Genomic DNA, 25,627 nt, shown 5'->3' with positions numbered 1-25,627 from the left:
CTTTTTCTTTATATTTGTTTTAATTTCTATTAAGTTTTAAACGTTATATTAATATACGTACAAAGTAATGTGTGGAAATTGTACATTACTTTTAATATAGAGAGCTAAAAAATATTTAAAATGTTGTAAGGAGGAGATTATGACAAGGTGAAAAAGAAAGAGAAAAAGAGTGGTAGAGCACTACCTATACGGTTAAATATTTTATTCTTTTGCGTATTTTTATTATTTTCTGGAATTATAATCCAGTTAGGTAAAGTACAAATTTTCGATGGAGAAACATATAAGAATGAAGTAGAAAAAAGAGAGAATGCAACTGTTAGTCTTACAGTACCACGCGGCAAAATTTATGACCGTGAAGGGAATCCAGTAGTGGACAATAAGTCTTTACGTACGATTACATATACAAAGGTGAAAGGTGTAAAATCGGAAGAAATGCTAAAAACTGCAAGACAACTTGCAGAAATAATTGAAATGCCGCAAGAAGATATAGATAAGTTAACCGAGACGGATAAGAAAGATTTTTGGATGCAGTTAAATCCAAAACTTACTCAAGATTTAGTATCTAAAAAGGAAATAGATAAGTTTAGAGAAAAGGATATTAACGGAAAAGAGTTAGACAGAAAAATAGAAGAGTTAAAAAGAAAGCGAGTTACAGAAAAAAATCTTCAAGAATTAACAGCAAAAGACATAGAAGTGTTAGCTATTAAAAGTAAAATGACTTCAGGTTATCAAATGGCACCTCAAATTATTAAAAAAGATGTTAGTGAAAAGGAATATACTGTGATTAGTGAAAATTTAGCAAATCTCCCAGGTGTAGACGCATCAGTTGATTGGGAAAGGCTCTATGTAAATGATGGCTTATTCCGTTCAGTTCTTGGAAATGTTTCGAATGCTGATGAAGGATTACCACGTGAACGATTAGATTATTATTTAGTGCGTGAGTATAGCCGGAATGATCGTGTTGGGAAAAGTTACATCGAACAGCAATACGAAGATGTACTTCATGGTACGAAAAAAGAAGTAAGAAGTATTGCTGATAAACAAGGTGATACAATTAGAACAGAAACAGTTTCTGAAGGGAAAAGCGGCAAGAATTTAACTTTAACAATTGATATGGAATTACAGAAAAAAGTAGAAGAGAGCATAGAAAAAATATTAAAGGCCTATAAAGGTTCAGAATCGATGTTGGACCGTGCTTTTGTTGTAATGATGAATCCGAAAAACGGCCAAGTATTATCGATGGCTGGGAAAAGACTTGTAGAAAAAGACGGAAAAATGGAAGTAGAAGATTACGCTTTAGGTACGCTGACAAGTTCATATGAGCTTGGATCAACTGTTAAAGGTGCTACAGTATTAACCGGATTTGAAACAAAAGCTATAACACCGGGAACACATTTTTATGATGCACCTATGAAGTTTAAAGGAACTAAGGAGAAAAAGTCATGGAAAGATTTTGGAGATATAGATGACCTAAGAGCTTTACAAGTTTCCTCTAACGTTTATATGTTTAACACAGCATTAAAAATTGCTGGTGTGGATTATGTAAAGAACAGTTCACTAGATATTAAACAAGAATACTTTGATAAGATGAGATATTATTTCAGACAATTTGGTTTAGGTGTTCCAACAGGCATTGATTTACCGAATGAAACAGCGGGGCAAATTGGGAGAAAAGATAATCAGCCAGGTTTCTTATTAGACTTTTCCATTGGCCAGTATGATACGTATACACCACTTCAGCTTGCACAATATATTTCAACTATTGCAAATGGCGGGTATCGTATGAAACCACAAATTCTTCAAGAAATTAGAGAACAAACCGTTCAAAAAGATGAGGTCGGTAAAGTAGTACAATCAATAGAACCCGTTGTTTTAAATAGAATTGATATGAAAGAAGAATATATCAATCAAGTAAAAGAAGGCTTTAGGAAAGTATTCCAAGAAGGGGATGGAACGGGAGTAAAGGCGTTCCAAAAAGCACCCTATAAACCAGCTGGAAAAACAGGAACTGCACAGACTGTATACGGTGGAGAAAGTGATATTGGGAGAAATGAGAAAGGCGACCGTAGAGAATGCTATAATTTAACATTAGCAGGATATGCGCCATATGACGATCCAGAAGTAGCATTTTCTGTTGTTGTGCCATGGGTTATAAATGATAAATCAGGTATTAACTCTGATATTGGAAAAGATGTTTTAGATGCTTATTTTGATTTGAAAAATAAGCGATTAACTGGCGAAGCACCAAAAATAGATGACTCTAAAGAGAATTAAAATATACGAAACGTCTCTAGCAATTATATGAACTAGAGACGTTTTTTACATACGAATAGATTAGAAATGAGGTATCTATGAAGCAATTGATTCTAAAAGATTGGAGAAAAATATGTAGCTATATTTTAATTATAATAGGAATTATTTTTATTAATAAGTTATTTTTATTTTGTATGGTAGAAGGAATTTCGATGCAACCTACTTTGAATGAGAATAATCGCATACTAGTTAATAGGGCTAGCATCTATTTTTCTTCTTTTCATCATGGTGATGTTGTAATAATAAAAAAAGAAGACTCGCCTACATACTACGTGATACGAATTATTGGATTACCAGGGAATAACATACAATTAAGAGACGATGAGGTATATATTAACGGTAAAAAGCGTGATGAGTCGTATATACAGTTAGATATGTCACAAGTATCAAATCGTTTTTCAAACTGTAGAGAAATGAAAGTTCCCACGCATAAATTATTTGTGTTAGGTGATAATCGAAATCATAGTAAAGATGGTAGGAATACGCTTGGACTAATTGATGAGTCAAATATAATAGGTAAAGTGAAAATGGTATATTATCCATTTGATCAAATAAAATGGATAATATAATTCTATTAGATTTGCACGTTTTATAAAATAAATCATATATTGATAGCATAGGACAAGCAGAAAAGCTTATCCTAACCTCACAGAACACTCCTTATCACAGTTAGGCATCTACATTTTATGTAGATGCCTTTTTCAATGTCTGATAATTATTTATCAACCTAAAGTAGTAAGTATATTGGGACTATTAAGGGAAGGTTGCTTGTAATAATAACAGTACGATTAATAAGAAGATTGAATTGTAAGGAGTGAGAAATAAGTGATGAATATTTTAATAGTTAATTTCCCTGCAGAGGGACATGTAAATCCTACATTAAGTTTAGTAAAGGCCTTTACTGAAAGAGGTGATAACGTACACTATATTACAACGGAAAGCTTTAAGGAAAGGCTTGAAGTTTTGGGAGCCATTGTACATACTCATCCGGATTTATTAAAGGAGATTTCTATTGATAATGAAACTTCATATGGATTAAAATCTTTCTTTCATGTACATGTTCAAACTTCTTTATACATATTAGAAATTACGAAACGATTATGTAAAAGCATTAATTTTGATTTCGTAGTTTATGATATATTTGGTGCTGGAGAGTTAGTAAAGGAATATTTACAAGTTCCAGGCATAGTTTCCTCTCCTATATTTTTAATTCCACCAGTATTATTGGAAACCTTGCCTTTTCATCCAAATGCAGAAATACAATTCCAACCCGATGAACTCTCTGAAAAGTTACTGTATCAAATGGAACATGAATTTGGAGTAAAGCCCAAAAATAATCTTCAATTTATGCATAATAAGGGAGATATTAGTCTCGTGTATACAAGTCGTTATTTTCAACCTAATAGCGATTCGTTCGGAGAAAACAATGTTTTTATTGGACCGAGTATTATAAAGCGCAAAACAAATGTAAAGTTTCCACTTGAATTGCTTTCAAAAAAGAAAGTTATTTATATTTCAATGGGAACACTTCTCGAAGGGCTCGAACCATTTTTTAATACTTGTATTGATGCTTTTTCAAATTTCGAAGGGATTGTAGTAATGGCGATTGGTGATAGAAATGATATTTCAAAAATTAAGCAAGCGCCAGACAACTTTATTATAACCCCTTACGTACCTCAATCAGAAATATTAAGTGAAGCAGATGTTTTTATTACACATGGTGGAATGAATAGTGTGCACGATGCAATCCATTATAATGTCCCATTTGTGATAATACCGCATGATAAAGATCAACCTATGATAGCGCAAAGATTAACTGAGCTGGAGGCAGCACATAGATTATTGAAAGAGCATGTTAATGTGCAAACTTTAAAAAAGGCGGTAACAGACGTTCTTTCAAATGAAAAGTATAAACATGGCATTCGAAAACTGAATGAAAGTTTTTTAGAGTGTGGTGGTTCCAAAAGAGCCATTGCAGTTATTGATGCTCTTTTAAATAAATAGTTCGGATAATATAAAAGCATAGAGGCTCTACCTGTATGCTTTTATATTATTATCCAGCAAATTGTACAGCAGTATTCGCATGTAAATAAGCAGTATCAAAAACAGGAACAGATAGATCATTTTGGGAAATGAGCAAAGGAATTTCCGTACAGCCAAGTAGAATTCCTTCAGCCCCATTATTAATTAATGAATTGGTAATTTGTATTAGTTTTTCTTTTGATGTTTCTGAAATAATTCCTCTACTTAATTCATTTAATATGACGTGATGGATAAAAGTTCTTTCTTCGTCATTTGGGATAATTGTCTCAATGTTATATTTTGCTAGTCGTGATGTATAAAAATCTTCTTCCATTGTTTGTTTCGTTCCTAATAATCCGATCCGTTTTATATTCTGTTCTACCATTTCTTTAGCACTTACATCACCGATATGAAGAAGTGGGATTGATATTGCTTGTTCTACTTCCTCAGCAAATAGATGTACAGTATTAGAACACATTAGTAAACATTCAGCTCCAGAGTATTCTACTTTTTTTGCTACTGCGACTAATTCATTTTTCACTTCTTCATATTGATGATTTTGTAATAATGTAGTTACTTCACCAAAGTCCATACTATATAAAACAAGCTTCGCATTTTGATCATATTGAGAGAGAGTTAGTGTATTAATATGTTTATAATATAACGATGTTGATTCCCAACTTAGTCCGCCAATTAAGCCAATTACTTTCATCATGCATTCCTCCCGTAACAATTTTGAATTCATTATTTCATAATTCCGATAAGAATACAATGATTTAGTTGAACTATTTATCGAAAAATAAAAATAGTAAGAAAAGTATTGAAATTATTTATTGTAAGTGCCATAATACAGATTACAAATACATACTTATCCAGAGAGGTAGAGGGAACGGCCCTATGAAACCTCAGCAACCCCTATGTAATTACATAGGAAGGTGCTAATTCCGCAGAGGACACTATGTGTCTTTTGAAAGATAAGGGGATTCTTGTACGTGAAAGAAAATGACCTCTTATTAAAGAGGTCATTTTTTGTTGTATAGAAAGGAAGTGTCGATGCATAATTCATTTTCAAAATAAATATAGAGTATTAAAAGTTGAATAATACGAGAGGGGAATTGTAATGAACAAATTAACGACAAAGCTAGTAGTAGCTATTGGAATTGGAGCAGCTCTATACGGGGTATTAGGGCTTTGGGGATTTTCTATCGCACCGAATACATTTATTAAACCCGCATTGGCTATTTTAACAGTTTTTGGAGCGTTATTTGGCCCGGTAGCAGGGCTTTTAATAGGACTCATCGGTCATACCGTTACAGATACGATCGCTGGTTGGGGTATTTGGTGGGGATGGGTTATTAGTTCAGGTATTATTGGTTTTGCAATGGGACTCATACAAAAAAGATTTGGTTTTAGTGTAAAACATGGAACGTATAATAACCGTGATATTTCTTATTTTGCAATTGCAGGGTTAATTGGTATTGTCATAGCTATTATATTTGCTGGAGCATTCGATATTATTGTGATGGGAGAACCGTTTGACAAAATAGTTATACAAGTACTAGGCGCAACAATTGCAGACGTTATCGTATTTTTAGTTCTTGGCTTACCAATCACGATCGGCTTAGCGAAATCAAATAAGAAACATACACATTTAAAAATTGAAAAGTAGGGATGAATACATGCAACCAATTATTTCTTTTGAACAATTTACCTTTCAATATAGGCATGCTACGCAGCCTACTTTGAAAGATATTACATTTCAAATATATCCTGGGGAAAAGGTACTTATCGCTGGACGAAGTGGTTCAGGTAAGTCAACATTAGCTCATTGTATAAATGGGCTAATCCCATTTTCTTACGAAGGGATAAGTACCGGTAACATTTTAATAGCTGGAAAGGATCCGAGAAAAGGTAGTGTTTTTGAACAGAGTAAACACGTAGGGACAATATTACAAGATCAAGATGCACAATTTATAGGCCTTACTGTCGAAGAGGATGTAGCATTTGCATTAGAAAACGATTGTGTAAATCAAATAGAAATGAGAAAGATTGTTACGGATTCTTTAAAAAAGGTAAGCATGCAGGACTTTCATACACAAAGTCCGCATGAATTATCAGGAGGTCAAAAACAGACAGTCTCTCTTGCAGGTCTGCTAACGACGAATGCAGATATATTATTATTTGATGAACCGTTAGCTAATTTGGATCCTGCATGTAGTTTGAATACAATAGAACTCATTAAAAATATACATGAGAAATATAATAAAACAATTGTAATTATTGAACATCGAATAGAAGAAATTTTAAACCTTGATTTAGATAAAATTATTTTAATAGATGAGGGAGAAGTTATTGCCGTTGGTTCACCGGATAGTATTTTAAATTCTGATATATTACCAAATATCGGACTAAGAGAACCTATTTATATAGAGGCGCTAAAGAAATTAAATTTTGATAGTAATAATGTTAAGGTATTTCCAATTGAAAATCTTCGTAATGCAGGCGTTCATAGCCTATTAAAGAACTGGATGCATAAGCAAGTTTCATCAAAAAACAAATATATTAAAAAAGTTTTATGCAAGATAGAAAATTTATCATTTACGTACAATAACAAACATACAGCCTTAGAAGATATCAACCTTTCAATAGGAGAGGGAGAAATAATAGCCTTATTGGGTCATAATGGAGCAGGGAAATCGACATTAGCTCATACTCTTATAGGAATAAATAAAACAAAGAATGGGAGAATAACATTCGATGGAGAAAATATAAATTGTTGGTCTATTCGTAAACGCGGGGAAGTTATTTCTTACGTTATGCAAAACCCAAATCAAATGATTACACAGCCTACTGTTTTAGAAGAGGTTTCATATTCATTACAATTAAAAAAGGTTTCTAAAGATGAGATTGAGACAAGAGTCGAAAAAGCTTTAAGAATTTGTGGATTATATCCATTTCGTAACTGGCCAATTCAGGCATTAAGCTATGGACAAAAAAAGAGGCTTACTATTGCATCTGTACTTATAACAAACCCAAAACTTATTGTATTAGATGAGCCGACAGCTGGACAAGATTATTACCATTACAAACAGTTTATGTCGTTTATTAGAAAACTGGCTGAAAGGGGCATATCCTTTATTATTATCACACACGATATGAATCTTGCTTTAGAATATGCAGATCGAGCGGTAGTTCTGCATGAAGGGAAAATTATTGCGGACAATACTGTATCTGCTGTTTTAGGGGATCAAGGAACGTTACAAAGAGCTAATCTACGGGAGATTTCATTAATAAAACTAGCTAAATTAAGCGGAATTCCAACTCCAGAAACATTTGTGAAACTTTATATTGAAGCTAATAGGAGGGAGGAATATGCATAATACGTATTTTTATCGTATGGATGGTGCAATTAAATTATCTTTATTTATATTTTGTATGACACTTACTTTTTTATTTTTTGATTTTCGTATATTGCTAATTTTATTTATTGTTGGATGTATCGGCCTCTTAATTGCAAAAATTCAATTGCGTAAAATTATAGTTATTTTCAGCGTTATATTTACATTTAGTTTATTAAATTCCGTTATGATTCTTTTCATTACGCCCACCCATGGATCGGAATTAACGGGATCGTATACCTCTTTTTTTTATATAGGTTATGCAACAATTACATATGAAACTTTATTTTATGCAGCTACACTTTCATTGAAATATTTTACGTTATTACCATTTACACTTCTTTTTATTTATACAACTCATCCAAGTGAATTTGTGAGCAGCTTAAATAAATTTGCTGTTCCTTATAAAATTACATATGCAATAAATATTGTACTACGTTATATACCAAGCATTCAATCTGAATATATAATCATTAGACACGCACAGGAAGCAAGAGGCGTACCTTTTGAAAAAGGAGAAGCGAGCTTGTGGATTCGTATGAAAAACCGTGTTTTAATTTTTTGGCCACTTATTATTCATTCATTAGAAAGGATTGATACTGTTTCAAATGCAATGGATTTAAGAGGTTTTGGAAAAAAGGATATACGAACGTGGTACTATGCAAAAGACGCACAAAAGGAGGATTACATCACACTTTTTGTTGGTATTATTATTTTGATTATTGCAGTTTACTTAAAGCTGAATGTATTCCAAAGCTTCTGGTACCCATTTTAAAGCACTCTCAATAGAGTGCTTTTACTAATTTTTATGAAGACATGCTCAAAAAAGGGAGATATACATACTGTATAATACGAACCAGTTAAAATGATCAACTACCTATTAGTTTTCAAACCAAAAGGAGGAGAAAATATGAGTTTCGGCGGTTCTTGTGGTTTTGGTGGAGGTTTCGCTTTATTAGTTGTGTTATTTATTTTATTAATTATTGTTGGATGTAGCTGTTGGAGCTAAGGGTACTAATTTCTAATTAGTCTCTTCTAAATGTAAATTAAAAAAACATAGCAGATACTTTTTGTATCGAAATAAAAAAGGAGCCATTATGCTCCTTTTTTATTTATTATGCAACGTGCTCTCATTATTATATTTTGGGAATGTAATAGTTAAAGTAGTTCCTTTATTAACGATACTTCGGATTTTTAAACTGCCTCGCATCGTTTCAATAATTTTAACAGCAACCATCGTTCCTAAACCCGTACCTTTCGTTTTTGTACTAAAATATGGTTCGCCAAATCGATTAATTTGCTCTTGCGACATTCCAATTCCACTATCTTGAATCCGTATTATAACTTTATTATTACTAACAGATGCAGAAATAATAAGATCACCGCCACATGGCATTGCTTCTATACTGTTTTTTATTAAATTTAAAAAACATTGATGGAAGTGCTGTGTATTACCAATAATTGTTCCCTCTGAGAACTCTTTTGTAATATTAATATTATTCATGTTACAAAAAGGTAACATCATATTAATAACTCGATTTAACTCGTGCTCCACTGAAATATGATCTAGTTTTTCTGAAGCCGGTTTGGCAAAAGTTAAGTAATCATCAATAATTGCTTGTGCACGATTTAACTCTTCAAGAATATGTTCAATATACTCATCTTTGGATTGTTGAGTTATATTGGGTGTTTTTAAAAGTTGTGTAAATCCTTTTACAACAGTCAATGGATTCCTTACTTCATGTGAAATACTTGCAGCGAGTTGGCTGACAATCTCCATTTTTTCGACTTTTATTAATTTTGATCGCATAAATATTGCATCTTTTAAAACCTCATTAAAATAGACCATAAATAATATTAAAATAGTTGGTAATAGAATGAAATAAATAATGTACAAATTATTCACTTCAAAATCTGATAGAGTTAAAACAATTACTGTTGTAAATATTGCAAGGAAAAAAGTTAAAAACATAGATGAAGTTACTTTTATTTTCCTATTGTATGTATTAAATTTTGATGATGCGAATGCTGTAATTATTAACATCGTTCCATAAACAATGATTGTTAACAGGCTAAAACCATAAAACATAAAACGTATTATTAATAAAATCATGAGTAATGCAATACCGACTGGAAATCCACCATAAAGTGTACCAATTAAAAAGGGGATTTGTCTTAAATCGTGAATATAATTTTCATCCATATAGATGGGATACCGCATACATAAAATTAGTGGGATACTCGTACAAAGAATGATAAGTAGTTTCTTATATTTCTTCCCGAAGTACCCACTATCATAAATAAAATAAAAAACAAATATACTGCTTAAAATATAAAGAAGATTATTTAAAACATTTTGATTAATGTAAACAAAGTTCATAATACATGCCCCGTTATCCTGAATTTCAATCCCATATGTATTATACATTATAAAAGTACAAGTTTTACATGTACTTTTACAATGTATGTAGTTTTTATAGATTTTCAGTGTTATAGGCTTTTAACCATGCATTATTAAACTCTTCCATTGACGCATAGCGCTCACTACGATTTTCATTTACAGCACGGTATGCTACTTCATATAAGCCTTCACTAGCTTCCCATTTCATAAAGGAACGATCTTGCCCGCCACCTAGTAGTGCAAAAGCCATAGCCCCCATATTAAATACATTTGTTTTTCCGTCTATTATAGAGTTAAGTTGAAACTCTTCAGGTGACATAAAACGAGATGATCCCCACATTCGTCCCATCTTATTTACATACGGTTTGTTACTGTATAAATCAATATCACAAATTTTTGTTTCATTAGTTTTAAAGTTGTACAAAATACTACCGTCATAAAAATCAATAGCTACATAGTTTTTGTGTTCAACGTAAGTATGGAAATTAAAAATAGAATTTAATGAAATTAGCCTATTTTTAACGGATAATTTCTTATATTTATAAAATGGTGAGTTAGGATCATTGTATTTTGCTGGGGGTGGGAAACTCCAGTGCGGGTGAAGACATTCACCGTCAAACCAATCGAAAATTAAAACATATCCATGTTGTACAGGGTAGTGATCAATTAAACTGATAAGAGAAACGTGTTTTAATTCATTGTATATAGTAACTGAGCTTTTTAATCTTTGTATTGCTTCATTTGTAGAAGCATTATATGCGAGTGTTTGTGCCCCTGCATATTTTATAAAGTTCTTTTTCCTATTCTTTTCAACACCAAAACTTATATTACCGGAATCTTGTTGGTCAAAAACCGCAAATACTGTACCTAGTTTTGTAAGCCAATCAAAATTATGATGTTTTTTTAGTTGGAATGTTATAGTATCTAACTGAATTTCAACTGGAATATCTTTCATAATTCACCTCAAATTTAATATAATTAAGTTGTCCATTACAGTATTCGACATATTTTGTGAAATCCCTATATTTATAAACTTAAATTTTATAAATATAATAATATACAGTTATAAGGAGGAAAGCAAATGGATGGAAAAATCATAATTAAACCGTACCAACAATATTGGCATACAGAGTTTTTAAATGAAAAAAATAAAATTGTGCCGTTACTCCATGAAGAAATTATTGCTATTGAACATATCGGAAGCACAGCCGTAGAAGGGTTAGGGGCTAAACCTCTTATTGATATGATGATCGGCGTAACAAATTTACAAATTACCGAAAATTGGAGGGAAGCCCTAGAAGAAATTGGCTATGAATATGTTCCTAAAAAAACACCTAATTGGCGTTTTTTTAGAAAAGGTAAATGGAGAGCTGGTACCCACCATTTACATGTTTATATTTATAATAGCGAGGAATGGAGGAACAACCTTTTATTTCGAGACTTTCTAATAAATCATGAGTGGGCACGTGAAGAATATAGAAAATTAAAAGAGATGCTTGCTGCTACCTATCCTTTTGATCGTGTTTCATATACAAATGCAAAAGCACCGTTTATTCAAAATATATTAGAAATGGCTAAAAAAGAAAATTAACTTACTATAAGTGGTTTACAAATTCTCATTTTATTTTAATCTTTCTTTCATGTTCCTTTCTTTTTCATTTGATACACTGCTGATTATAGAGCTTTTGAGTCAAAAGGAGATTATATAAAATGGAGAAAATACTTAGAAATAAATATTTCCATATATATGTTAAAATAATTGGTATTACTATTATTGTTTGTAGTGTAGAATTGCTATTTATTAATGTTTTGTACGGGAATGTATTAAATGTACAATGGCTAAATAAGAAATTAGGTTCTTTAGGTGAATACGGGGTAATTATAGCTGCATCATTATGGTTCTTACGTCATATATGGTTATTTTTAAAGAAGAAACATATTCACGGATTTAAAATAATTAAAGAGCTATATCTTTTTATAAAACATTTTCACGTATTAATTGGATACGCTGTAATAGCTGTTGCGACTACTCACGGTGTTTACTTTTTAATAAAAGGAAGTCGTCATATAATACTAATATACAGTGGTATATTTTCTCTTTTAACCTTAATAACATTAGAGGTTGCGGGATTTGTTTTACAGAAATCTAATCAGAAAACAAAATTGAAGATGTATCGAAAAGCACATCAAATTATTGCAGTCATATTCGGAATAGGATTACTTATTCATTTAATCGTATAGGAGGAAGTATCGTTGCAACATATACTAATTATTGAGGATGAGGAAAGCTTAGCAGATTTTTTAGAATTAGAATTAAAGTATGAAGGATATATAGTAGATATACAACTTGATGGAAGAAAGGGATTAGAAGCAGCACTTGAAAAGAATTACGATCTCATATTACTTGATTTAATGTTACCAGGATTAAACGGACTGGAAGTATGTCGTCGACTAAGAGCAACTAAAAGTACACCTATTATTATGTTGACTGCTCGTGATAGTATTATGGACCGTGTGACAGGGTTAGATAGTGGAGCAGATGATTATCTTCCAAAACCGTTTGCAATTGAAGAACTTTTAGCACGTATGAGAGTGATTTTTAGGAGAGAAGAAAATACAGAGCAAAAGCACGCATCATTTCTTTCGTTTAAAGATCTACAGCTTCAGATTGAATCTCGAACTATAACTAAAGGAAATGAAGAAATTGAACTTACAAATAAAGAATTCGAGCTACTGCTTATGTTTATGAAAAATATTAATCGAGTTCTTACCCGTGATATTTTACTGGACCAAGTATGGGGTTATGATGCAATGGTTGAGACGAATATAGTCGATGTATATGTTCGTTATTTACGTAATAAGTTACATAGTGTGGATAAGGAGGAGTATATCCAAACAGTCCGCGGTGCTGGATATATAATGAAATGATAAAAAACATTGTGTACCGAATTCGAAATTTACCTATAAAGTGGAAATTAACACTTTGGTCCACTACACTAGTATTCATTTTGTTTATTTTGTATAGCACGTTACAATTCATTGTAATTAATAAGTGGACTATAGATTATGAACAGAAACAAATAAACAGACAATTGACAGAAATAGCGGCATATTTTCAAGATAAAAACGAAACGCTCTCGAGCAAAACATTTGAAAATAGTAAAGAATTTCTAAATAATATGATTGATAAACATCAAATGATTCGTATTATCGGAAATGATGGAAAGCCCATTGTTACTGTTTCTCGAGGTTTTAATGAAGCTTGGATAAAACCAAAACAGGTTACCCAAGATGAATCCTTAATAAAAAGACATATAGAAGATCGAATATTAGTTGAGCGCATACCAATTCAAACAAAAAAATTCACGGGAACTATTGAACTTACGAAAAACTTAGAGACATTTGATCATTTATTAAAAATTATCTTAGTGGTAATGGTCTTTGCAGGGATATGTGGATTAGTGTTTAGTTTTTTAGGCGGAATACTTATAACGAAAAAGCTTTTATCAAGTGTTCAAAACATAACGGATACGATGAAGCGTATTAAGAAAAACGGACTAAATGAAAGAGTTCCAGTACGAGAAAATAATGATGAACTCGCAAAATTATCGATTCTTTTTAATGAAATGATGGATGAAGTGGAAACTTCTTTTACACAGCAAAAACAGTTTGTAGAAGACGCATCGCATGAATTAAGAACACCATTAACAATTATTCAAGGGCACTTATCAATGCTGAATCGATGGGGGAAAAATGATCCAGCTATATTGGATAAATCTCTTCAATCCAGTTTAAAAGAAGTAGATCGATTAAATAAATTAGTTTCAGAATTGCTAGAGCTATCAAGGGCTGAATCAGAACAGATATATCCAATAGCAGCTGAACGAGTCCATGTTAATAGCGTATTAAAACAAATTACACAAAACTTTGCAATACTGCAAACTGACTTTCAATTTGATATGAAATTGGATGCAGATGAAGCGTATGTTTCAATACCATCATCTTACTTAGAACAAATAATTATTATTGTAATGGATAATGCAGTGAAATATACAAAAGAAGCTAATAAGTATATTTGCATTGAATCAAGTATACGGTCAGGAAAAATTAAAATCCGAATAATAGATCATGGGGCAGGAATACCTGAAGCAGATTTACCATTTGTTCTTAACCGTTTTTATAGAGTTGATAAAGCGAGAAGCCGAAAACAAGGTGGAAATGGGCTAGGTTTATCAATTGCAAAAAGGCTTGTAGAAAAATATAACGGAGCTATTCAATTAGAGAGTAAAGAAAACGAAGGAACAATTGTTGCAATTACATTTCCGGATACTACACATGAATAGTTAAAGGTAAAAAATTCTTTTTGAAAATACTATTTAAAAGGAGGAATACATTTTGTATTTCCTCCTTTTTGATGCTTAGTAATCAAATTATTTTATTTATTTCGATATTTAAAGTACATTGAAAGGATTAAGGGGGAATAATTAATGAAAGCTATTGTACATCAACATAAAAAAGGATTAGAAGGTTTAGAATATAAATTATCACCTGAGATAACTCCTAACATTGGAGAGGTTAAAGTGAAATTAAAAGCAGCAGGTTTAAATCATCGTGATTTATTTATAATGAATAATAGAAAAGAAATGGAACTACCATTAGTTTTAGGGTCAGATGGTGCAGGTATTGTTATAGAACTAGGAGAAGGAGTTTCAAATATTTCACTACATACCGAGGTTATTATTAACCCTAGTATTGGATGGAATAATACTCATGAAATACCAGAGTTACCTGAAGTACTAGGTGGACCAGCAGATGGAACATTTGCTGAATATGTTATTGTACCAGCAGAAAATGTAGTGGAAAAGCCATCATATCTTACGTGGGAAGAATCTGGCGTTTTATCTTTATCGGCATTAACTGCATATAGAGCGCTTTTTACAAAAGGTAGATTAAAACCTGAAGAACATGTCCTAATTCCGGGAATCGGCGGTGGTGTAGCTACTTATGCTATGTTATTTGCTAAAGCAATTGGAGCAAAGGTGAGTGTTACTTCAAGGATAGAGGACAAAAGAAAGGCTGCTGAAAAATATGGAGCAGACTTTTCTTTTAATAGTTCTGGTAATTGGGACGAGTGCCTACATGGAGAAAAAGTGGATTTAATTATAGATAGTATAGGTCCGGCGACTTTCTTAAAATATTTTGATATATTAAAACCAAATGGAAGAATCGTTAACTTTGGTGCAAGTTCAGGAGATAAAATCGAATTACCGTTACGAGCATTATTTTATAATCAAATTGATATTATGGGAACATCAATGGGAAGCTGTGAAGAATTTAATGAGATGGCTCATTTTATAGAGAAACATAATATTAAACCAATTATTGATAAAGTATATCCATTAGAAGAAGCAATCCAAGCTTTAAATCGAATGAAGCAAGGAGAACAATTCGGTAATATTGCCCTTCGTATGGAATAAGAATATGATTTCGTAACTAATATATTTAAATGAATATGTTATGTATTATATCCATGCATAGAGTGTTCACCATACTATTTAAAATGGTTTACAACCTTTATACATATTTAGCTCGTGTAAATAGTTACACCATTGTCAAATGAATAGTAGCAAAATGAGAATTTGATGAGAAAAGTTTAAACCCATTTTCATATTGATGTTGTATACTGTGTAAATCAAGAACACTTGTATCTTTATTGAAAGTACAATGAGAAAAAATAAGGAGAGAGTAATATGAATTACACAGTATTTCAATGGATTAATAACTTTGCTGGATCATCCAAGCTATTAGATACGCTAATGATCGCTATTACAAATAGTGCTGCATATGTAGCTATTCTATTTATGCTTATCCTATGGTTCAATAATGGAAAGAAAGAGAATGCAATTAGAAAACAATATACAATGTTATATACGACACTTTCAGTTAGTATTGCATTATTAGTAAATGTTCTTATACATGCGGTATATTACCATCCGCGTCCTTTTATAACACATCATGTCAATCAATTAGTACCGCATGCAGCAGATTCATCATTTGTAAGTGATCATTCTGTACTCGTATTTTCGATTGCTTTCGTATTTATTCTTAGAGGAGAAAAACTTAAATATATCGCGTTAATATGGGCAATATTAGTCGGTGTATCACGCATGTACGTAGGCGTTCATTATCCTCTAGATATACTTGGTGCTGCGTTCTTAACATTTATTACAAGTGGATTAGTAATGCAAAGTGCACGTATATTTGAACCGTTAGTTCGTTTTATTTTCAAAATGTATGCACTAGTAGCAAAACGAGTTCCTTTTTTAGCGAAATATAACCATATAGCTTAATAAAAAGAACCTACAAAAAGTAGGTTCTTTTTATTTGAAAATTCTTAAATTTCACTTACCGTATTTTATGTTAAAAAACATAGAATTAATAAAAAACAAGTAGCAACAGAACTGGTTTTCTTATTGTTATAGAGGAATTAGTAAAAAAACTTCGAAAAATATAGTATCTACTATATTAAAGAACATATTTAGTAGCGCATCTTCGCATTAATGCATTGTAAAGGAAAGGAGATTAGTATGCATAAACTTCAAACGAATAAAGGCGCTCGATATATGATGATTGCTTTTATTGTTTTGTTTCTTACTATGCTTTTACGTATGTTTTATATTCAAGCGGTAGGAGTCGTGCATAATGTTAATGTAAAGGATCTTGCGAAGGAACAACAAAACAAAAATGGAGTTTTAGAGGCAAATCGCGGGACAATTTATGATCAAAACGGTAAAGTATTAGTCCAAGACTCAACGACATATCGCATCGTTGTAAACCTAAAAGGAAAAGATAAATTAAAAGATAAAGAAGATACTGCACAACGTTTAGCAGATGCGCTTGAAGTTGATAAAGAGGAGATCATGAAAAATTTTCACGAAGGACGTACGCAAGTTGAAATTGGTAAAATTGGACGTAACTTATCTAGAGAAGCGAAGGAAGAGATTACTAATTTGAAAATACCAGGTGTATCTTTCACAACAGAAAAAGCCAGAGTATACCCAAATGAAGATTTCGCCTCGTATATACTTGGTTTTGCAAGACCAGACGATAAAGGTAATGCGGTGGGGAAGTTTGGGCTTGAAGAAAGTTTGGATAAATATTTGCGCTCTACAAATGGTAATGTTTCATATGTAGGTTCAAGAAAAGGAATCCCACTTACAAATGATATAGGAAAAGTAGAACCTGCTAAAAATGGAAATAACGTATATCTTACGCTTGATAAACAAATTAATAGTTTTTTAGAAGACGCGATGAATAAAGCGGCGCAACACTATGATCCTTCTATGTTAGTAGGTATTATTGCGGATCCAAAAACAGGTAAGATTTTAGCAATGTCTAGTAAGCCTAGTTATAATCCTAACAAAGGAGACATTGAATATTTTTTAAACGATCCAATTGCGAATGCATTCGAACCAGGGTCTACAATGAAAGTTTTTACATTAGCTGCTGCAATTAATGAAGGTGTATATAACGGGAAAGAATATTTCCAATCAGGAAAATATGCAGTTGGTTCAGCAGAGATTAAAGATCATAATGGCGGCTATGGATGGGGTTCAATTACATTTGATGAAGGGTTTGAACGGTCATCGAACGTTGCTTTTTCTATTTTAGAAGATCAGTTACTGAAACCAAATAAATTCAAGCAATATATGAATTTATTTGGTTTCAATCAAAAAACAGGGATAGATTTGCCTGGAGAAAGTAAAAATACATTATTGTTAAATACTCAAATTCAACAAGTTACTACATCTTTCGGCCAAGGCTCAACTGTAACTCCTATTCAAATAGTACAAGCGGCCACAGCTATAGCAAATGACGGGAAAATGATGCAACCTTATATTGTTGATAAGGTTGTAAATCCAACAAATAAACAAGTTATTATGGAAAATCAACCTAAAGAAATAGGGAATCCGATTAAAAAAGAAACCGCAGATAAGGTAAGGAACTTAATGGAGCGTGTTATAACATCATCTAAAGGAACGGGAACGATGTATAAAATTGATGGTTATCCGATTGGTGGTAAAACAGGGACAGCGCAAATTCCGAATCCTGAAAATGGACGATATATGGAAGGGAAAGATAATTATATTTTTTCATTCTTAGGAATGGCTCCAATTGATGATCCGCAATTAGTCGTATATTTAGCCATTAAGCAACCTAAATTAAAGGGGAATGAATACGGTGCTCAGCCTCTTGCTGAAATTTTTAAACCAGTTATGAAAAATAGTCTAGAATATTTAAAAGTGAAACCATATACAGAACAGAAAATGGCAGATGCAACAAAGCAATCTGAAATAAAAGTACAAAATTATGTAAATCAAACAATGGATACTGTAAAAAATATTGCAGAAAAAGAGAAACTTCAGCCGGTATTATTAGGAGAAGGAAAGATAATAAAACAATATCCAGAGACTGGCGAAGTAATGAGTGAAGGAGATCGCATATTTCTAGTAGGAAGTAATGTGAAAATGCCTAACCTAAAAGGTTGGTCAATGCGTGATGTTATGTATTTCTCTAAGTTGTTGAAATTAGATTTAAAAACAACAGGTACAGGGTATGTAACGAGTCAAAGCATTGAAAAGGGAGAATATATACAAGAAGGTGATACTTTAAAACTAGATTTGGAACCGCCTCTAGAGCCATTAGCAGAAGCGAGTACAAATTAATATCGAATTTTGTAAGAGTCTATAGTATAATAGGCTCTTTTTTTTAGAGTTACAAGCAATTTCACGCACCGTATTTTTTAATAAATAAAAAATAAAGTTACAAAATTATAAAGGATGCTCACTTTTAAAAAAACTGATTATTCTTTTTAATTATTTACAATATAAAACCTATGTGATAATATGGAAAAAACCAAATGCAGTGAAGAGAAGAGTAAATAAAATGAATTTTTCACAGAGAGCTCTATTTAGCTAAAAAGGAGCAAAAATTCTTTATTGAACCAAGCCTCTGAGCAGTACATCGGAACCTTTTAAAAGTGGATGGTGTGACGGGAGCTCCCGTTATAGAGATAAGGTATAAGCATGAAAATAGTGCAGTACCTGATAAGGTTAATATGGTGACATATTAACAAACTAGGGTGGCACCGCGATGATAAATCTCGTCCCTAAGACTAAAAGTCTTGGGGGTGAGATTTTTTTATTGTTTTAAAACAATTTAGAAAGCGGGTGCCTAAAGTGAAAAAATTACTTGAAGATTGGAAATATCCTTTATTACTATTGTCCGGAGTTGGTATTGCGAATTTAGGTGCATGGATTTATTTAATCGCACTGAATGTACTTGTCTATAATATGGGTGGCTCAGCCTTAGCTGTCGCTACTTTATATGTGATAAAACCATTAGCCACTTTATTTACAAACGCTTGGTCAGGAAGTATGATAGATCGTTTAAATAAACGAAAATTAATGATTCACCTCGATATATATCGAGCAGTATTTATCGCTATTTTACCCTTGGTTCCATCCCTTTGGATTGTCTATCTCTTAGTATTTTTTATAAGCATGGCCAGTGCGATTTATGAACCAACTGCTATGACATATATGACGAAATTAATTCCAGTAGAGCAAAGACAACGTTTCAACTCACTACGTAGTTTAATAGGATCTGGTGCATTTTTAATTGGTCCAGCAGTAGCGGGGATATTATTAATAACTGGTACACCAGAGTTTGCTATATATATGAATGCTATAGCATTTTTGCTATCAGGGTTCATTACATTACTTTTACCTAATCTTGATAAAAAAGACGATTCTAATACATCCAATGATAAATTATCACTAACTGTATTAAAGAAAGATTGGAACATAGTTTTAAATTTTAGTAAAAAATCTATGTATATTGTTTGTGTTTACTTCTTATTTCAAGGGATGATGGTATTAGCTACCGCTATTGATTCACTTGAATTATCATTTGCGAAAGAAGTTTTATTGTTAACAGATAGTGAGTATGGCTTCCTAGTTAGTATCGCTGGAGCGGGTTTTATTTTAGGAGCCATAACAAATACAATTTTATCAAAAAAATTAGCACCTTCATTTCTAATTGGGATAGGATCATTATTCATTGCAATCGGATATTTGATTTATGCTTTTTCAAGTGAGTTTTTAATAGCTGCTATCGGATTCTTTGTTTTATCTTTCTCTATGGCATATGCAAATACGGGATTTTACACATTTTATCAAAATAACGTTCCGGTTCATATGATGGGACGAATCGGGAGTATATACGGGCTCGTTATAGCTGTTTTTACAATTTTTATAACGATTCTGTTCGGCGTTGCAACTCAATTCACTTCTATACAACTTGTAGTCATTGTAGGAGTATTGGTAATGCTACTTATTACTATCATATTGTGCGTGTTTACTTTATTACCATCGCGGTCTAAGGTATATTCCGCTGAATCAATAAATTCGAAATAGTTCCCTTGGTTTTTATTTGAAAATTAGGGGGTTGAATAGGAGGTTTCTTTCCCCTATATATGGAAAAATAATAAGAGGAAAGAACAATACCAATAAATAAGGGTGGTTATTATGATAAAAACAAAAGATCAAATAGAGAAAATTGTAAAAGAAATACATCGGAATATAGATTTTTCTGGGGTAGTCTTAATAAAAAAAGATGATGATATTATTTATGAAAATTCATTTGGATATGCTAACCGAAGTGAATGTATAAACAATACACTACAAACAAGATTTGGAATTGCCTCAGGATGCAAATTATTTACTGCTATCAGTATCTGTCAACTTGTTGAAAGAGGTGTAATTACTTTTCATACAAAGTTAAAAGATTGTCTACATATTAAATTCCCAAACTTTAATGAAGATATTACAGTACATCAACTTTTAACGCATAGTTCGGGTATTCCAGATTATTTTGATGAAAGTATCATGGATAACTTTGAAGACCTTTGGAAAAAAACTCCTATGTATCTATTAAAAAGTTTAAAAGACTTTTTACCATTATTCCAAAACAGTAATATGATGTTTACACCAGGAAGTAAGTTTTACTATAATAATGCAGGTTTTATTATACTTGGATTAATTATAGAACAGCAGACAGGACTTGAATTTACGGAATATATAGAAAGAAACATATTTGTTCCAGTTGGTATGAATGATTCAGGCTATTTCTCTTTAGATAATTTACCAAAACATACTGCTCTCGGATATATAAAGGATGTAAATAGTCAAAAATGGAGAACAAATGCATACTCTATACCCATAAAAGGAGGTTCTGATGGCGGTGCTTACATTACTGCACCAGATATGGTGAAATTTTGGGAAGCTCTATTTAACAACGAAATATTAAGCTGCGAATATACGAAGTTACTTTTAACTCCTCATATTTTGGTGAATAATAGCCAGTCTTACGGCTATGGAATATGGATTGAGAAAAGACAAGAAAATATTTTTAAATATCATGTAATGGGATATGATCCAGGCGTGAGTTTTCGCTCGGCCGTATACCCGGAATTAGGAATTACATTAGTTATTCCATCAAATAAAGGGGCAGGACCTGAAAAACTAATGGTGGAAATAGAAGGAGCTTTTTAATTACATGGATATAAAAAAAAATTAGAGCATATAAAAAAGAAGACGAAATAGGCTAGGTACGTTGCCGTGTGTTATCTTTTTTAGATACAGCATATTATGACAATGTACTTAGAGGGAAAGAAAAATATGAAAATCCCGCAATTGAACTAGTTGCTATACATGAAGAACAAGTAGTAGGAGACGTACGAGTAAAAAGTACGTCTTTTTACTTTTATAAATAATGCTTAAGGCTGATGGGAAATCACATTCCATATTATACAAATTAAAGTAGCTATCGTATTTCAAACAGAGACGAATATAATTTTCAAAGGTAAACAAGTATATAGGAGGACTCTAAATGGATATTCTATTTGTTATTCTACTTGTTATTCTTATAATTGTATTAATTCAAGGTAAGGAATACAAAGTGAATATTAATCGTATTTGGCTCATTCCGGCTTTGCTGTGCTTTGTAACAATCCAGTCCATTATTCATATGGGACAATTAAAGATATTGCACGTACTACTATTCGTTGCAATGCTCGGAATGGGATTGGGTCTAGGAGTTATTAGGGGAAAAGCTTTAACATTTCGATTAGATAGTGAAACAGGTCATGTATTACGAAAAGGAAATTGGTTAAGTACAATTATTCTCCTTGTTATTTTAGGTGCAAAGGTTTTGATTAAGCAAAGTATGTTTCCTGGCAGTACTCACCACACATTAATGGTTGTAACAAATGCCTTTTTATGTATCACATTAGGTACCGTAATTAGTAGACGCTATTATATTTGGAAAAAATATAATGAATTAACACAAAAAGCGTAAATACATTCGTCCCTTGTTTAACAACGTTGTGAACGGTAATACTAAATAATATTGAACTTTTACAACAAGGGATGATAATATGATATTCATTTACACAGATTTCGGTGGAACGCATACAACCTCGCTAGCTGCAGCTTATCATTTGAATAAATTACCAACGGATCGGAAGTTAACGAAAGAAGAAATTTTAAATGTAGAGTACTTTAATAAACTGAAAACAGAAGATATGGGGAAAATTATTTTTCATGGACAAGATGAATATGGGAATCCAGTATATACAATTGGATGCGGGGCATCAAAGGTCGTTGTACCTGCCATGAAGCATTTAGGAGAGATTCTGCAAAAACATTATCAAAACAATGATAAGATTATTTTTTCTAATACATCACCAACAGTTCCATTGCCAATGACTTTAGGCGGTTTGTTTTCTAGAAGATTTCATATTGATTTTATTGGTGTACCGTTACTCGTATGGGGAGCAAAAATTTGCTGTGATAACATCCAGCGGCTTGTCAGTTATACGAAAGAAGCGGGGCAAATGACGAATGATTATGTTGTTATTTTAGATAACGAAACATTTAAGTAATGTAATGTTAAAAGAAGGCCGGAAAATTTTGTGGTTTTCTTTTTTTTTGATAAATAGACAAAAAACATTCACATTTATTATACATCTACTATAGCCAAAATAATAAAGTCCTGTTACTATTACAGGGGATATTCTCTTTTCGTAAGATAAATATATAGAAAAGTCAGAAAAGAGGAACAGAATAAGGGAGGAACAACATGAAGCGTGTTGCTTGGTTTACTGATAGTACAACTGCGAGTTTTACAACAGATGGTGATAACTTTGTTATCCCAATTGAAGTTATTATTGATGGAGTGTCTTATAAGGATTGTGAAGAAGGAGTTCATAAACGTCTTTATGAAGCGTTAAATGATGGAAGAACCGTTACTACTTCGCAACCTAACATAGGGGAAATGGTAGAATTATTTACTAAATGCAAAGAAGAATATGAAGAAGGCTTTGCAGTTGCTATTAGCGGAAAAGTAAGTGGGACCTATCAAAATATGAAGTTAGCTGCTGATATGGCAGGTTTCCCTTTAACTGTATTAGATAGTGAAACGACAAGTTATCCAATGGATGAACTTCTGAGAAAAGCTAAAACGTTATACAATGATGGTATGACTTTACAAGATATACATAAAACATTAGTAGATGAAAAAAGAAGGCCTTTTTATGTATTTCCAAAAAGCTTAAAAGGTTTATATGCAAGTGGTCGAGTAAAGGGAGTTCAATTTTTACTTGGAAGTTTATTAAGTGTCAACTTAATCTTAGAAGTAAAAGGCGGAGAACTTTTACTTGAAAAGAAAGTGCGTAAAATCCAAAAATGTAGAGAATACATTAAAAATGAGCTTGAAAAAGAATTACCAAAAGTACTTCATATGTTCTATGCTAACGATAAAGATGGAGCTGAAGAATGGATTTCAGATATTAAACAAGCATTCCCTGAAATGGATTTCAAGCTTTATCCATTGCCAATTTCATTTGCTGTACATGCAGGTGAAGGTACAATAGCAATTAGTTATTAAGAGAAAAACCCGTGAATAATTCGCGGGTTTTTTATTTTTTTCTACAACAAATATGAAGTATCCATTGAATCTACCCCATACTAGATAATTATGTATAGATAAAAGGATTTCCTACTATTAGAAAAGAAGTATTTATAAACAAATACTAAAATGGTAGTGATATTATGAAAATCGGTAAATTTGGAGAAAAAAATAATTTAAGTATAGATGCGATTAGACATTATATGGATCTCGGGCTAATTATCCCCGAAAAGAAGGGTGGCCATTATTTATTTGATGAGTATTGTCAAAAAGATGTAGAGCTTATATTAGAGTACAAATGGCTAGGATTTAGTTTGAATGAAATTAAAGAACTTTTTCTTTATAAAAGTTTAGCAAAATCTATAAATTATGAAAAAGATACTTTTTACCAATCTTTATTTAAATTGAAATATGAAAAGGTAGAACATGAAATAAAAAATTTAAAGGAAAGAAGAGATAAATTAAAGGCAGCGTTAAATGATTTATCTATAACAACTCAGATTTCTAATTCAATTTTAGGGATAGATTTAAGGGTACTTAATTTTCTTACATGTTTTAAGTGTAGCGGGAATTTAATTCTTCAAGATGGAATTATTAATAGCAATCAAATTACGGAGGGGAAATTAACTTGTAATTGCGGCGAAGAGTATGTTATTAATTCAGGGATTTTAACAGCAGGTAAATCGTTTGAAACGTCTGACAGGGCTTCTTTTGAAGATCCTATTTCAAATTATATCCATGAAACTGATTCTTCTTATTTGGAGAATATACATAGAGTAGGAGAATGGGCGAAAAAGAAACTAAAACAACTAGATTTAAATGACAAGGTAATACTTGATATAGGATCAGGTCTTGGATTCTTTTTACGAAATATTTATGAAGAGCTGCCAGAGGATTGCTTATATATTGCTGTTGATCGAGATTTGAATAAACTTCTATTTTTAAAAGATGTAATTGAAAGAAGAAATTCCAAAAGAAACATTCTTTTTATTTGCGCTGATTTTTTAAGTATACCTATTCAGAATCATTCTGTTGATATTGTAATTGATCAGTCTGGTACAAGTAATTACAGTTTTGAGCATGAAAATTTTTTATTACATGAATTAAATTCCCTTTTAAAACCTGATTGTTATTTATTAAGTTCATTTATTTTATTTAAAAATTTCAGCATAAATAGCCAAATTACAACTAGATTTCGAGATAATTTTACGTCTTCAAAAGTGAAGAGAGAAATCCAAAAGCTACAGTTTAATTCCATAGATGAAAGAACTTCAGAATATATAGAACGAGGAGGAAAATACGAGGATTTCTTTGTTCAAGGAGAAGAAATTTATACATATTCATTTTTCGGAAAAAGATGGGGTTAACCCCATCTTTTTTAATTTTTCTTTTAAAAGTTTTTAATACTAGCATATTGATATTGGGTTGACCCGAGAACTTACACTATACGTAATACAAAGTT

At 31.8% G+C, this 25,627-nt stretch carries 23 protein-coding genes, 1 pseudogene, 1 riboswitch and 1 other annotated feature; of the genes and pseudogenes, 21 read left to right on the top strand and 3 right to left on the bottom strand.

The features are described from left to right. Positions 1–147: 147 nt before the first annotated feature. From DN408_RS22145 to DN408_RS22135, 3 genes are all read left to right on the top strand, one after another. Entirely contained in the window at positions 148–2,274 is a 2,127-nt protein-coding gene (locus tag DN408_RS22145; protein WP_003189518.1) for a peptidoglycan D,D-transpeptidase FtsI family protein, read from the top strand. 77 nt (positions 2,275–2,351) lie between these two features. Further along, the gene (gene lepB / locus DN408_RS22140) at positions 2,352–2,882 is read left to right on the top strand and encodes a signal peptidase I (RefSeq protein WP_003189520.1); all 531 of its coding nucleotides are present in this window, start codon (positions 2,352–2,354) and stop codon (positions 2,880–2,882) included. A gap of 256 nt (positions 2,883–3,138) precedes the next feature. Next, positions 3,139–4,317 carry a macrolide family glycosyltransferase gene (locus tag DN408_RS22135; protein WP_002168270.1) on the top strand — a complete coding sequence of 393 codons (1,179 nt, stop codon included), beginning with the start codon at positions 3,139–3,141 and terminating at the stop codon, positions 4,315–4,317. A gap of 49 nt (positions 4,318–4,366) precedes the next feature. Here DN408_RS22135 and DN408_RS22130 read toward each other — a convergent pair whose 3' ends face one another. Then, positions 4,367–5,050 carry an aspartate/glutamate racemase family protein gene (locus DN408_RS22130; RefSeq protein ID WP_078179126.1) on the bottom strand — a complete coding sequence of 228 codons (684 nt, stop codon included), beginning with the start codon at positions 5,048–5,050 and terminating at the stop codon, positions 4,367–4,369. Between the two features lie 150 nt (positions 5,051–5,200). After that, positions 5,201–5,316: riboswitch (SAM riboswitch) on the top strand. Between the two features lie 139 nt (positions 5,317–5,455). On the opposite strand from DN408_RS22130, the gene DN408_RS22125 reads away from it, so the two are divergent. The 4 genes from DN408_RS22125 (at position 5,456) to DN408_RS22110 (ending at position 8,742) form a co-directional block, all read left to right on the top strand. After that, complete coding sequence (locus tag DN408_RS22125) at positions 5,456–6,004, top strand: ECF-type riboflavin transporter substrate-binding protein (RefSeq protein WP_002168272.1); 549 nt, start codon at positions 5,456–5,458, stop codon at positions 6,002–6,004. Between the two features lie 10 nt (positions 6,005–6,014). Beyond that, positions 6,015–7,715 (top strand): ABC transporter ATP-binding protein, encoded by a 1,701-nt coding sequence (locus DN408_RS22120; RefSeq protein WP_002168273.1) that lies wholly within the window; start codon positions 6,015–6,017, stop codon positions 7,713–7,715. After that, entirely contained in the window at positions 7,708–8,508 is an 801-nt protein-coding gene (locus tag DN408_RS22115) for an energy-coupling factor transporter transmembrane component T family protein (RefSeq protein ID WP_078179268.1), read from the top strand. Before DN408_RS22120 ends, DN408_RS22115 begins: the two co-directional genes overlap by 8 nt. Positions 8,509–8,643: 135 nt before the next feature. Next, entirely contained in the window at positions 8,644–8,742 is a 99-nt protein-coding gene (locus DN408_RS22110; protein ID WP_000007808.1) for a YjcZ family sporulation protein, read from the top strand. Between the two features lie 99 nt (positions 8,743–8,841). Here DN408_RS22110 and DN408_RS22105 read toward each other — a convergent pair whose 3' ends face one another. Both DN408_RS22105 and DN408_RS22100 read right to left on the bottom strand, forming a co-directional pair. Beyond that, positions 8,842–10,161 (bottom strand): sensor histidine kinase, encoded by a 1,320-nt coding sequence (locus tag DN408_RS22105; protein WP_002127637.1) that lies wholly within the window; start codon positions 10,159–10,161, stop codon positions 8,842–8,844. Positions 10,162–10,207: 46 nt separating this feature from the next. Next, positions 10,208–11,089, bottom strand: a complete 882-nt coding sequence (locus DN408_RS22100) for a protein kinase family protein (RefSeq protein ID WP_147740399.1) — start codon at positions 11,087–11,089, stop codon at positions 10,208–10,210. Between the two features lie 126 nt (positions 11,090–11,215). Here DN408_RS22100 and DN408_RS22095 point away from each other — a divergent pair, with 126 nt between their 5' ends. From DN408_RS22095 to DN408_RS22030, 14 genes and pseudogenes are all read left to right on the top strand, one after another. Continuing rightward, the gene (locus tag DN408_RS22095) at positions 11,216–11,725 is read left to right on the top strand and encodes a GrpB family protein (protein WP_003189540.1); all 510 of its coding nucleotides are present in this window, start codon (positions 11,216–11,218) and stop codon (positions 11,723–11,725) included. Between the two features lie 119 nt (positions 11,726–11,844). Next, positions 11,845–12,375 carry a hypothetical protein gene (locus DN408_RS22090; protein WP_147740398.1) on the top strand — a complete coding sequence of 177 codons (531 nt, stop codon included), beginning with the start codon at positions 11,845–11,847 and terminating at the stop codon, positions 12,373–12,375. Positions 12,376–12,387: 12 nt separating this feature from the next. Continuing rightward, positions 12,388–13,062 (top strand): response regulator transcription factor, encoded by a 675-nt coding sequence (locus DN408_RS22085; RefSeq protein WP_002032425.1) that lies wholly within the window; start codon positions 12,388–12,390, stop codon positions 13,060–13,062. Beyond that, entirely contained in the window at positions 13,059–14,477 is a 1,419-nt protein-coding gene (locus DN408_RS22080) for a HAMP domain-containing histidine kinase (RefSeq protein WP_033729364.1), read from the top strand. The genes DN408_RS22085 and DN408_RS22080 overlap by 4 nt, the downstream gene beginning before the upstream one ends. Positions 14,478–14,621: 144 nt before the next feature. Continuing rightward, a complete protein-coding gene (locus DN408_RS22075; protein WP_002168276.1) occupies positions 14,622–15,611 on the top strand; it encodes a zinc-binding dehydrogenase in 990 nt (329 codons plus the stop codon). A gap of 273 nt (positions 15,612–15,884) precedes the next feature. Next, the gene (locus DN408_RS22070) at positions 15,885–16,484 is read left to right on the top strand and encodes an undecaprenyl-diphosphatase (RefSeq protein WP_002168277.1); all 600 of its coding nucleotides are present in this window, start codon (positions 15,885–15,887) and stop codon (positions 16,482–16,484) included. A 237-nt stretch (positions 16,485–16,721) separates the two neighbouring features. After that, the gene (locus tag DN408_RS22065; RefSeq protein ID WP_147740397.1) at positions 16,722–18,860 is read left to right on the top strand and encodes a penicillin-binding protein; all 2,139 of its coding nucleotides are present in this window, start codon (positions 16,722–16,724) and stop codon (positions 18,858–18,860) included. A 190-nt stretch (positions 18,861–19,050) separates the two neighbouring features. Beyond that, positions 19,051–19,308: a binding site (T-box leader), on the top strand. A gap of 65 nt (positions 19,309–19,373) precedes the next feature. Further along, the gene (locus tag DN408_RS22060; protein ID WP_033734007.1) at positions 19,374–20,612 is read left to right on the top strand and encodes an MFS transporter; all 1,239 of its coding nucleotides are present in this window, start codon (positions 19,374–19,376) and stop codon (positions 20,610–20,612) included. 111 nt (positions 20,613–20,723) lie between these two features. Then, positions 20,724–21,749: a serine hydrolase domain-containing protein gene (locus DN408_RS22055; RefSeq protein WP_033734008.1), complete on the top strand. Its 1,026-nt coding sequence runs from the start codon at positions 20,724–20,726 to the stop codon at positions 21,747–21,749. 68 nt (positions 21,750–21,817) lie between these two features. Beyond that, positions 21,818–21,943, top strand: a pseudogene (locus DN408_RS22050) (GNAT family acetyltransferase); the annotation flags it as partial. Between the two features lie 143 nt (positions 21,944–22,086). Beyond that, a complete protein-coding gene (locus tag DN408_RS22045; RefSeq protein ID WP_003189557.1) occupies positions 22,087–22,554 on the top strand; it encodes a DUF1453 family protein in 468 nt (155 codons plus the stop codon). A gap of 79 nt (positions 22,555–22,633) precedes the next feature. Continuing rightward, a complete protein-coding gene (locus DN408_RS22040) occupies positions 22,634–23,140 on the top strand; it encodes a DUF3189 family protein (protein ID WP_003189561.1) in 507 nt (168 codons plus the stop codon). A 197-nt stretch (positions 23,141–23,337) separates the two neighbouring features. Continuing rightward, entirely contained in the window at positions 23,338–24,144 is an 807-nt protein-coding gene (locus DN408_RS22035; protein ID WP_002127627.1) for a DegV family protein, read from the top strand. Positions 24,145–24,308: 164 nt separating this feature from the next. Further along, positions 24,309–25,532, top strand: coding sequence for a methyltransferase domain-containing protein (locus DN408_RS22030; protein ID WP_003189564.1), 1,224 nt, complete (start codon positions 24,309–24,311; stop codon positions 25,530–25,532). Positions 25,533–25,627: the final 95 nt, after the last annotated feature.

It is taken from the genome of Bacillus sp. AR13-1, from assembly GCF_008042285.1.
GTDB classification, from domain to species: domain Bacteria; phylum Bacillota; class Bacilli; order Bacillales; family Bacillaceae_G; genus Bacillus_A; species Bacillus_A mycoides.
The sequence above is the reverse complement of the archived record's forward strand: the minus strand, read 5'-3'. Positions and strand labels throughout refer to the sequence as shown.

Excerpts from the sequence above, each read along its gene's own strand:
- DN408_RS22040 (WP_003189561.1), top strand. The coding sequence starts at position 22,634 with ATGATATTCATTTACACAGATTTCGGTGGAACGCATACAACCTCGCTA.
- lepB (WP_003189520.1), top strand. The coding sequence starts at position 2,352 with ATGAAGCAATTGATTCTAAAAGATTGGAGAAAAATATGTAGCTATATT.
- DN408_RS22110 (WP_000007808.1), top strand. The coding sequence starts at position 8,644 with ATGAGTTTCGGCGGTTCTTGTGGTTTTGGTGGAGGTTTCGCTTTATTA.
- DN408_RS22120 (WP_002168273.1), top strand. The coding sequence starts at position 6,015 with ATGCAACCAATTATTTCTTTTGAACAATTTACCTTTCAATATAGGCAT.
- DN408_RS22100 (WP_147740399.1), bottom strand. The coding sequence starts at position 11,089 with ATGAAAGATATTCCAGTTGAAATTCAGTTAGATACTATAACATTCCAA.
- DN408_RS22130 (WP_078179126.1), bottom strand. The coding sequence starts at position 5,050 with ATGATGAAAGTAATTGGCTTAATTGGCGGACTAAGTTGGGAATCAACA.
- DN408_RS22115 (WP_078179268.1), top strand. The coding sequence starts at position 7,708 with ATGCATAATACGTATTTTTATCGTATGGATGGTGCAATTAAATTATCT.
- DN408_RS22095 (WP_003189540.1), top strand. The coding sequence starts at position 11,216 with ATGGATGGAAAAATCATAATTAAACCGTACCAACAATATTGGCATACA.
- DN408_RS22055 (WP_033734008.1), top strand. The coding sequence starts at position 20,724 with ATGATAAAAACAAAAGATCAAATAGAGAAAATTGTAAAAGAAATACAT.
- DN408_RS22080 (WP_033729364.1), top strand. The coding sequence starts at position 13,059 with ATGATAAAAAACATTGTGTACCGAATTCGAAATTTACCTATAAAGTGG.
- DN408_RS22070 (WP_002168277.1), top strand. The coding sequence starts at position 15,885 with ATGAATTACACAGTATTTCAATGGATTAATAACTTTGCTGGATCATCC.
- DN408_RS22030 (WP_003189564.1), top strand. The coding sequence starts at position 24,309 with ATGAAAATCGGTAAATTTGGAGAAAAAAATAATTTAAGTATAGATGCG.
- DN408_RS22090 (WP_147740398.1), top strand. The coding sequence starts at position 11,845 with ATGGAGAAAATACTTAGAAATAAATATTTCCATATATATGTTAAAATA.
- DN408_RS22045 (WP_003189557.1), top strand. The coding sequence starts at position 22,087 with ATGGATATTCTATTTGTTATTCTACTTGTTATTCTTATAATTGTATTA.
- DN408_RS22065 (WP_147740397.1), top strand. The coding sequence starts at position 16,722 with ATGCATAAACTTCAAACGAATAAAGGCGCTCGATATATGATGATTGCT.
- DN408_RS22105 (WP_002127637.1), bottom strand. The coding sequence starts at position 10,161 with ATGTATAATACATATGGGATTGAAATTCAGGATAACGGGGCATGTATT.
- DN408_RS22075 (WP_002168276.1), top strand. The coding sequence starts at position 14,622 with ATGAAAGCTATTGTACATCAACATAAAAAAGGATTAGAAGGTTTAGAA.
- DN408_RS22125 (WP_002168272.1), top strand. The coding sequence starts at position 5,456 with ATGAACAAATTAACGACAAAGCTAGTAGTAGCTATTGGAATTGGAGCA.
- DN408_RS22035 (WP_002127627.1), top strand. The coding sequence starts at position 23,338 with ATGAAGCGTGTTGCTTGGTTTACTGATAGTACAACTGCGAGTTTTACA.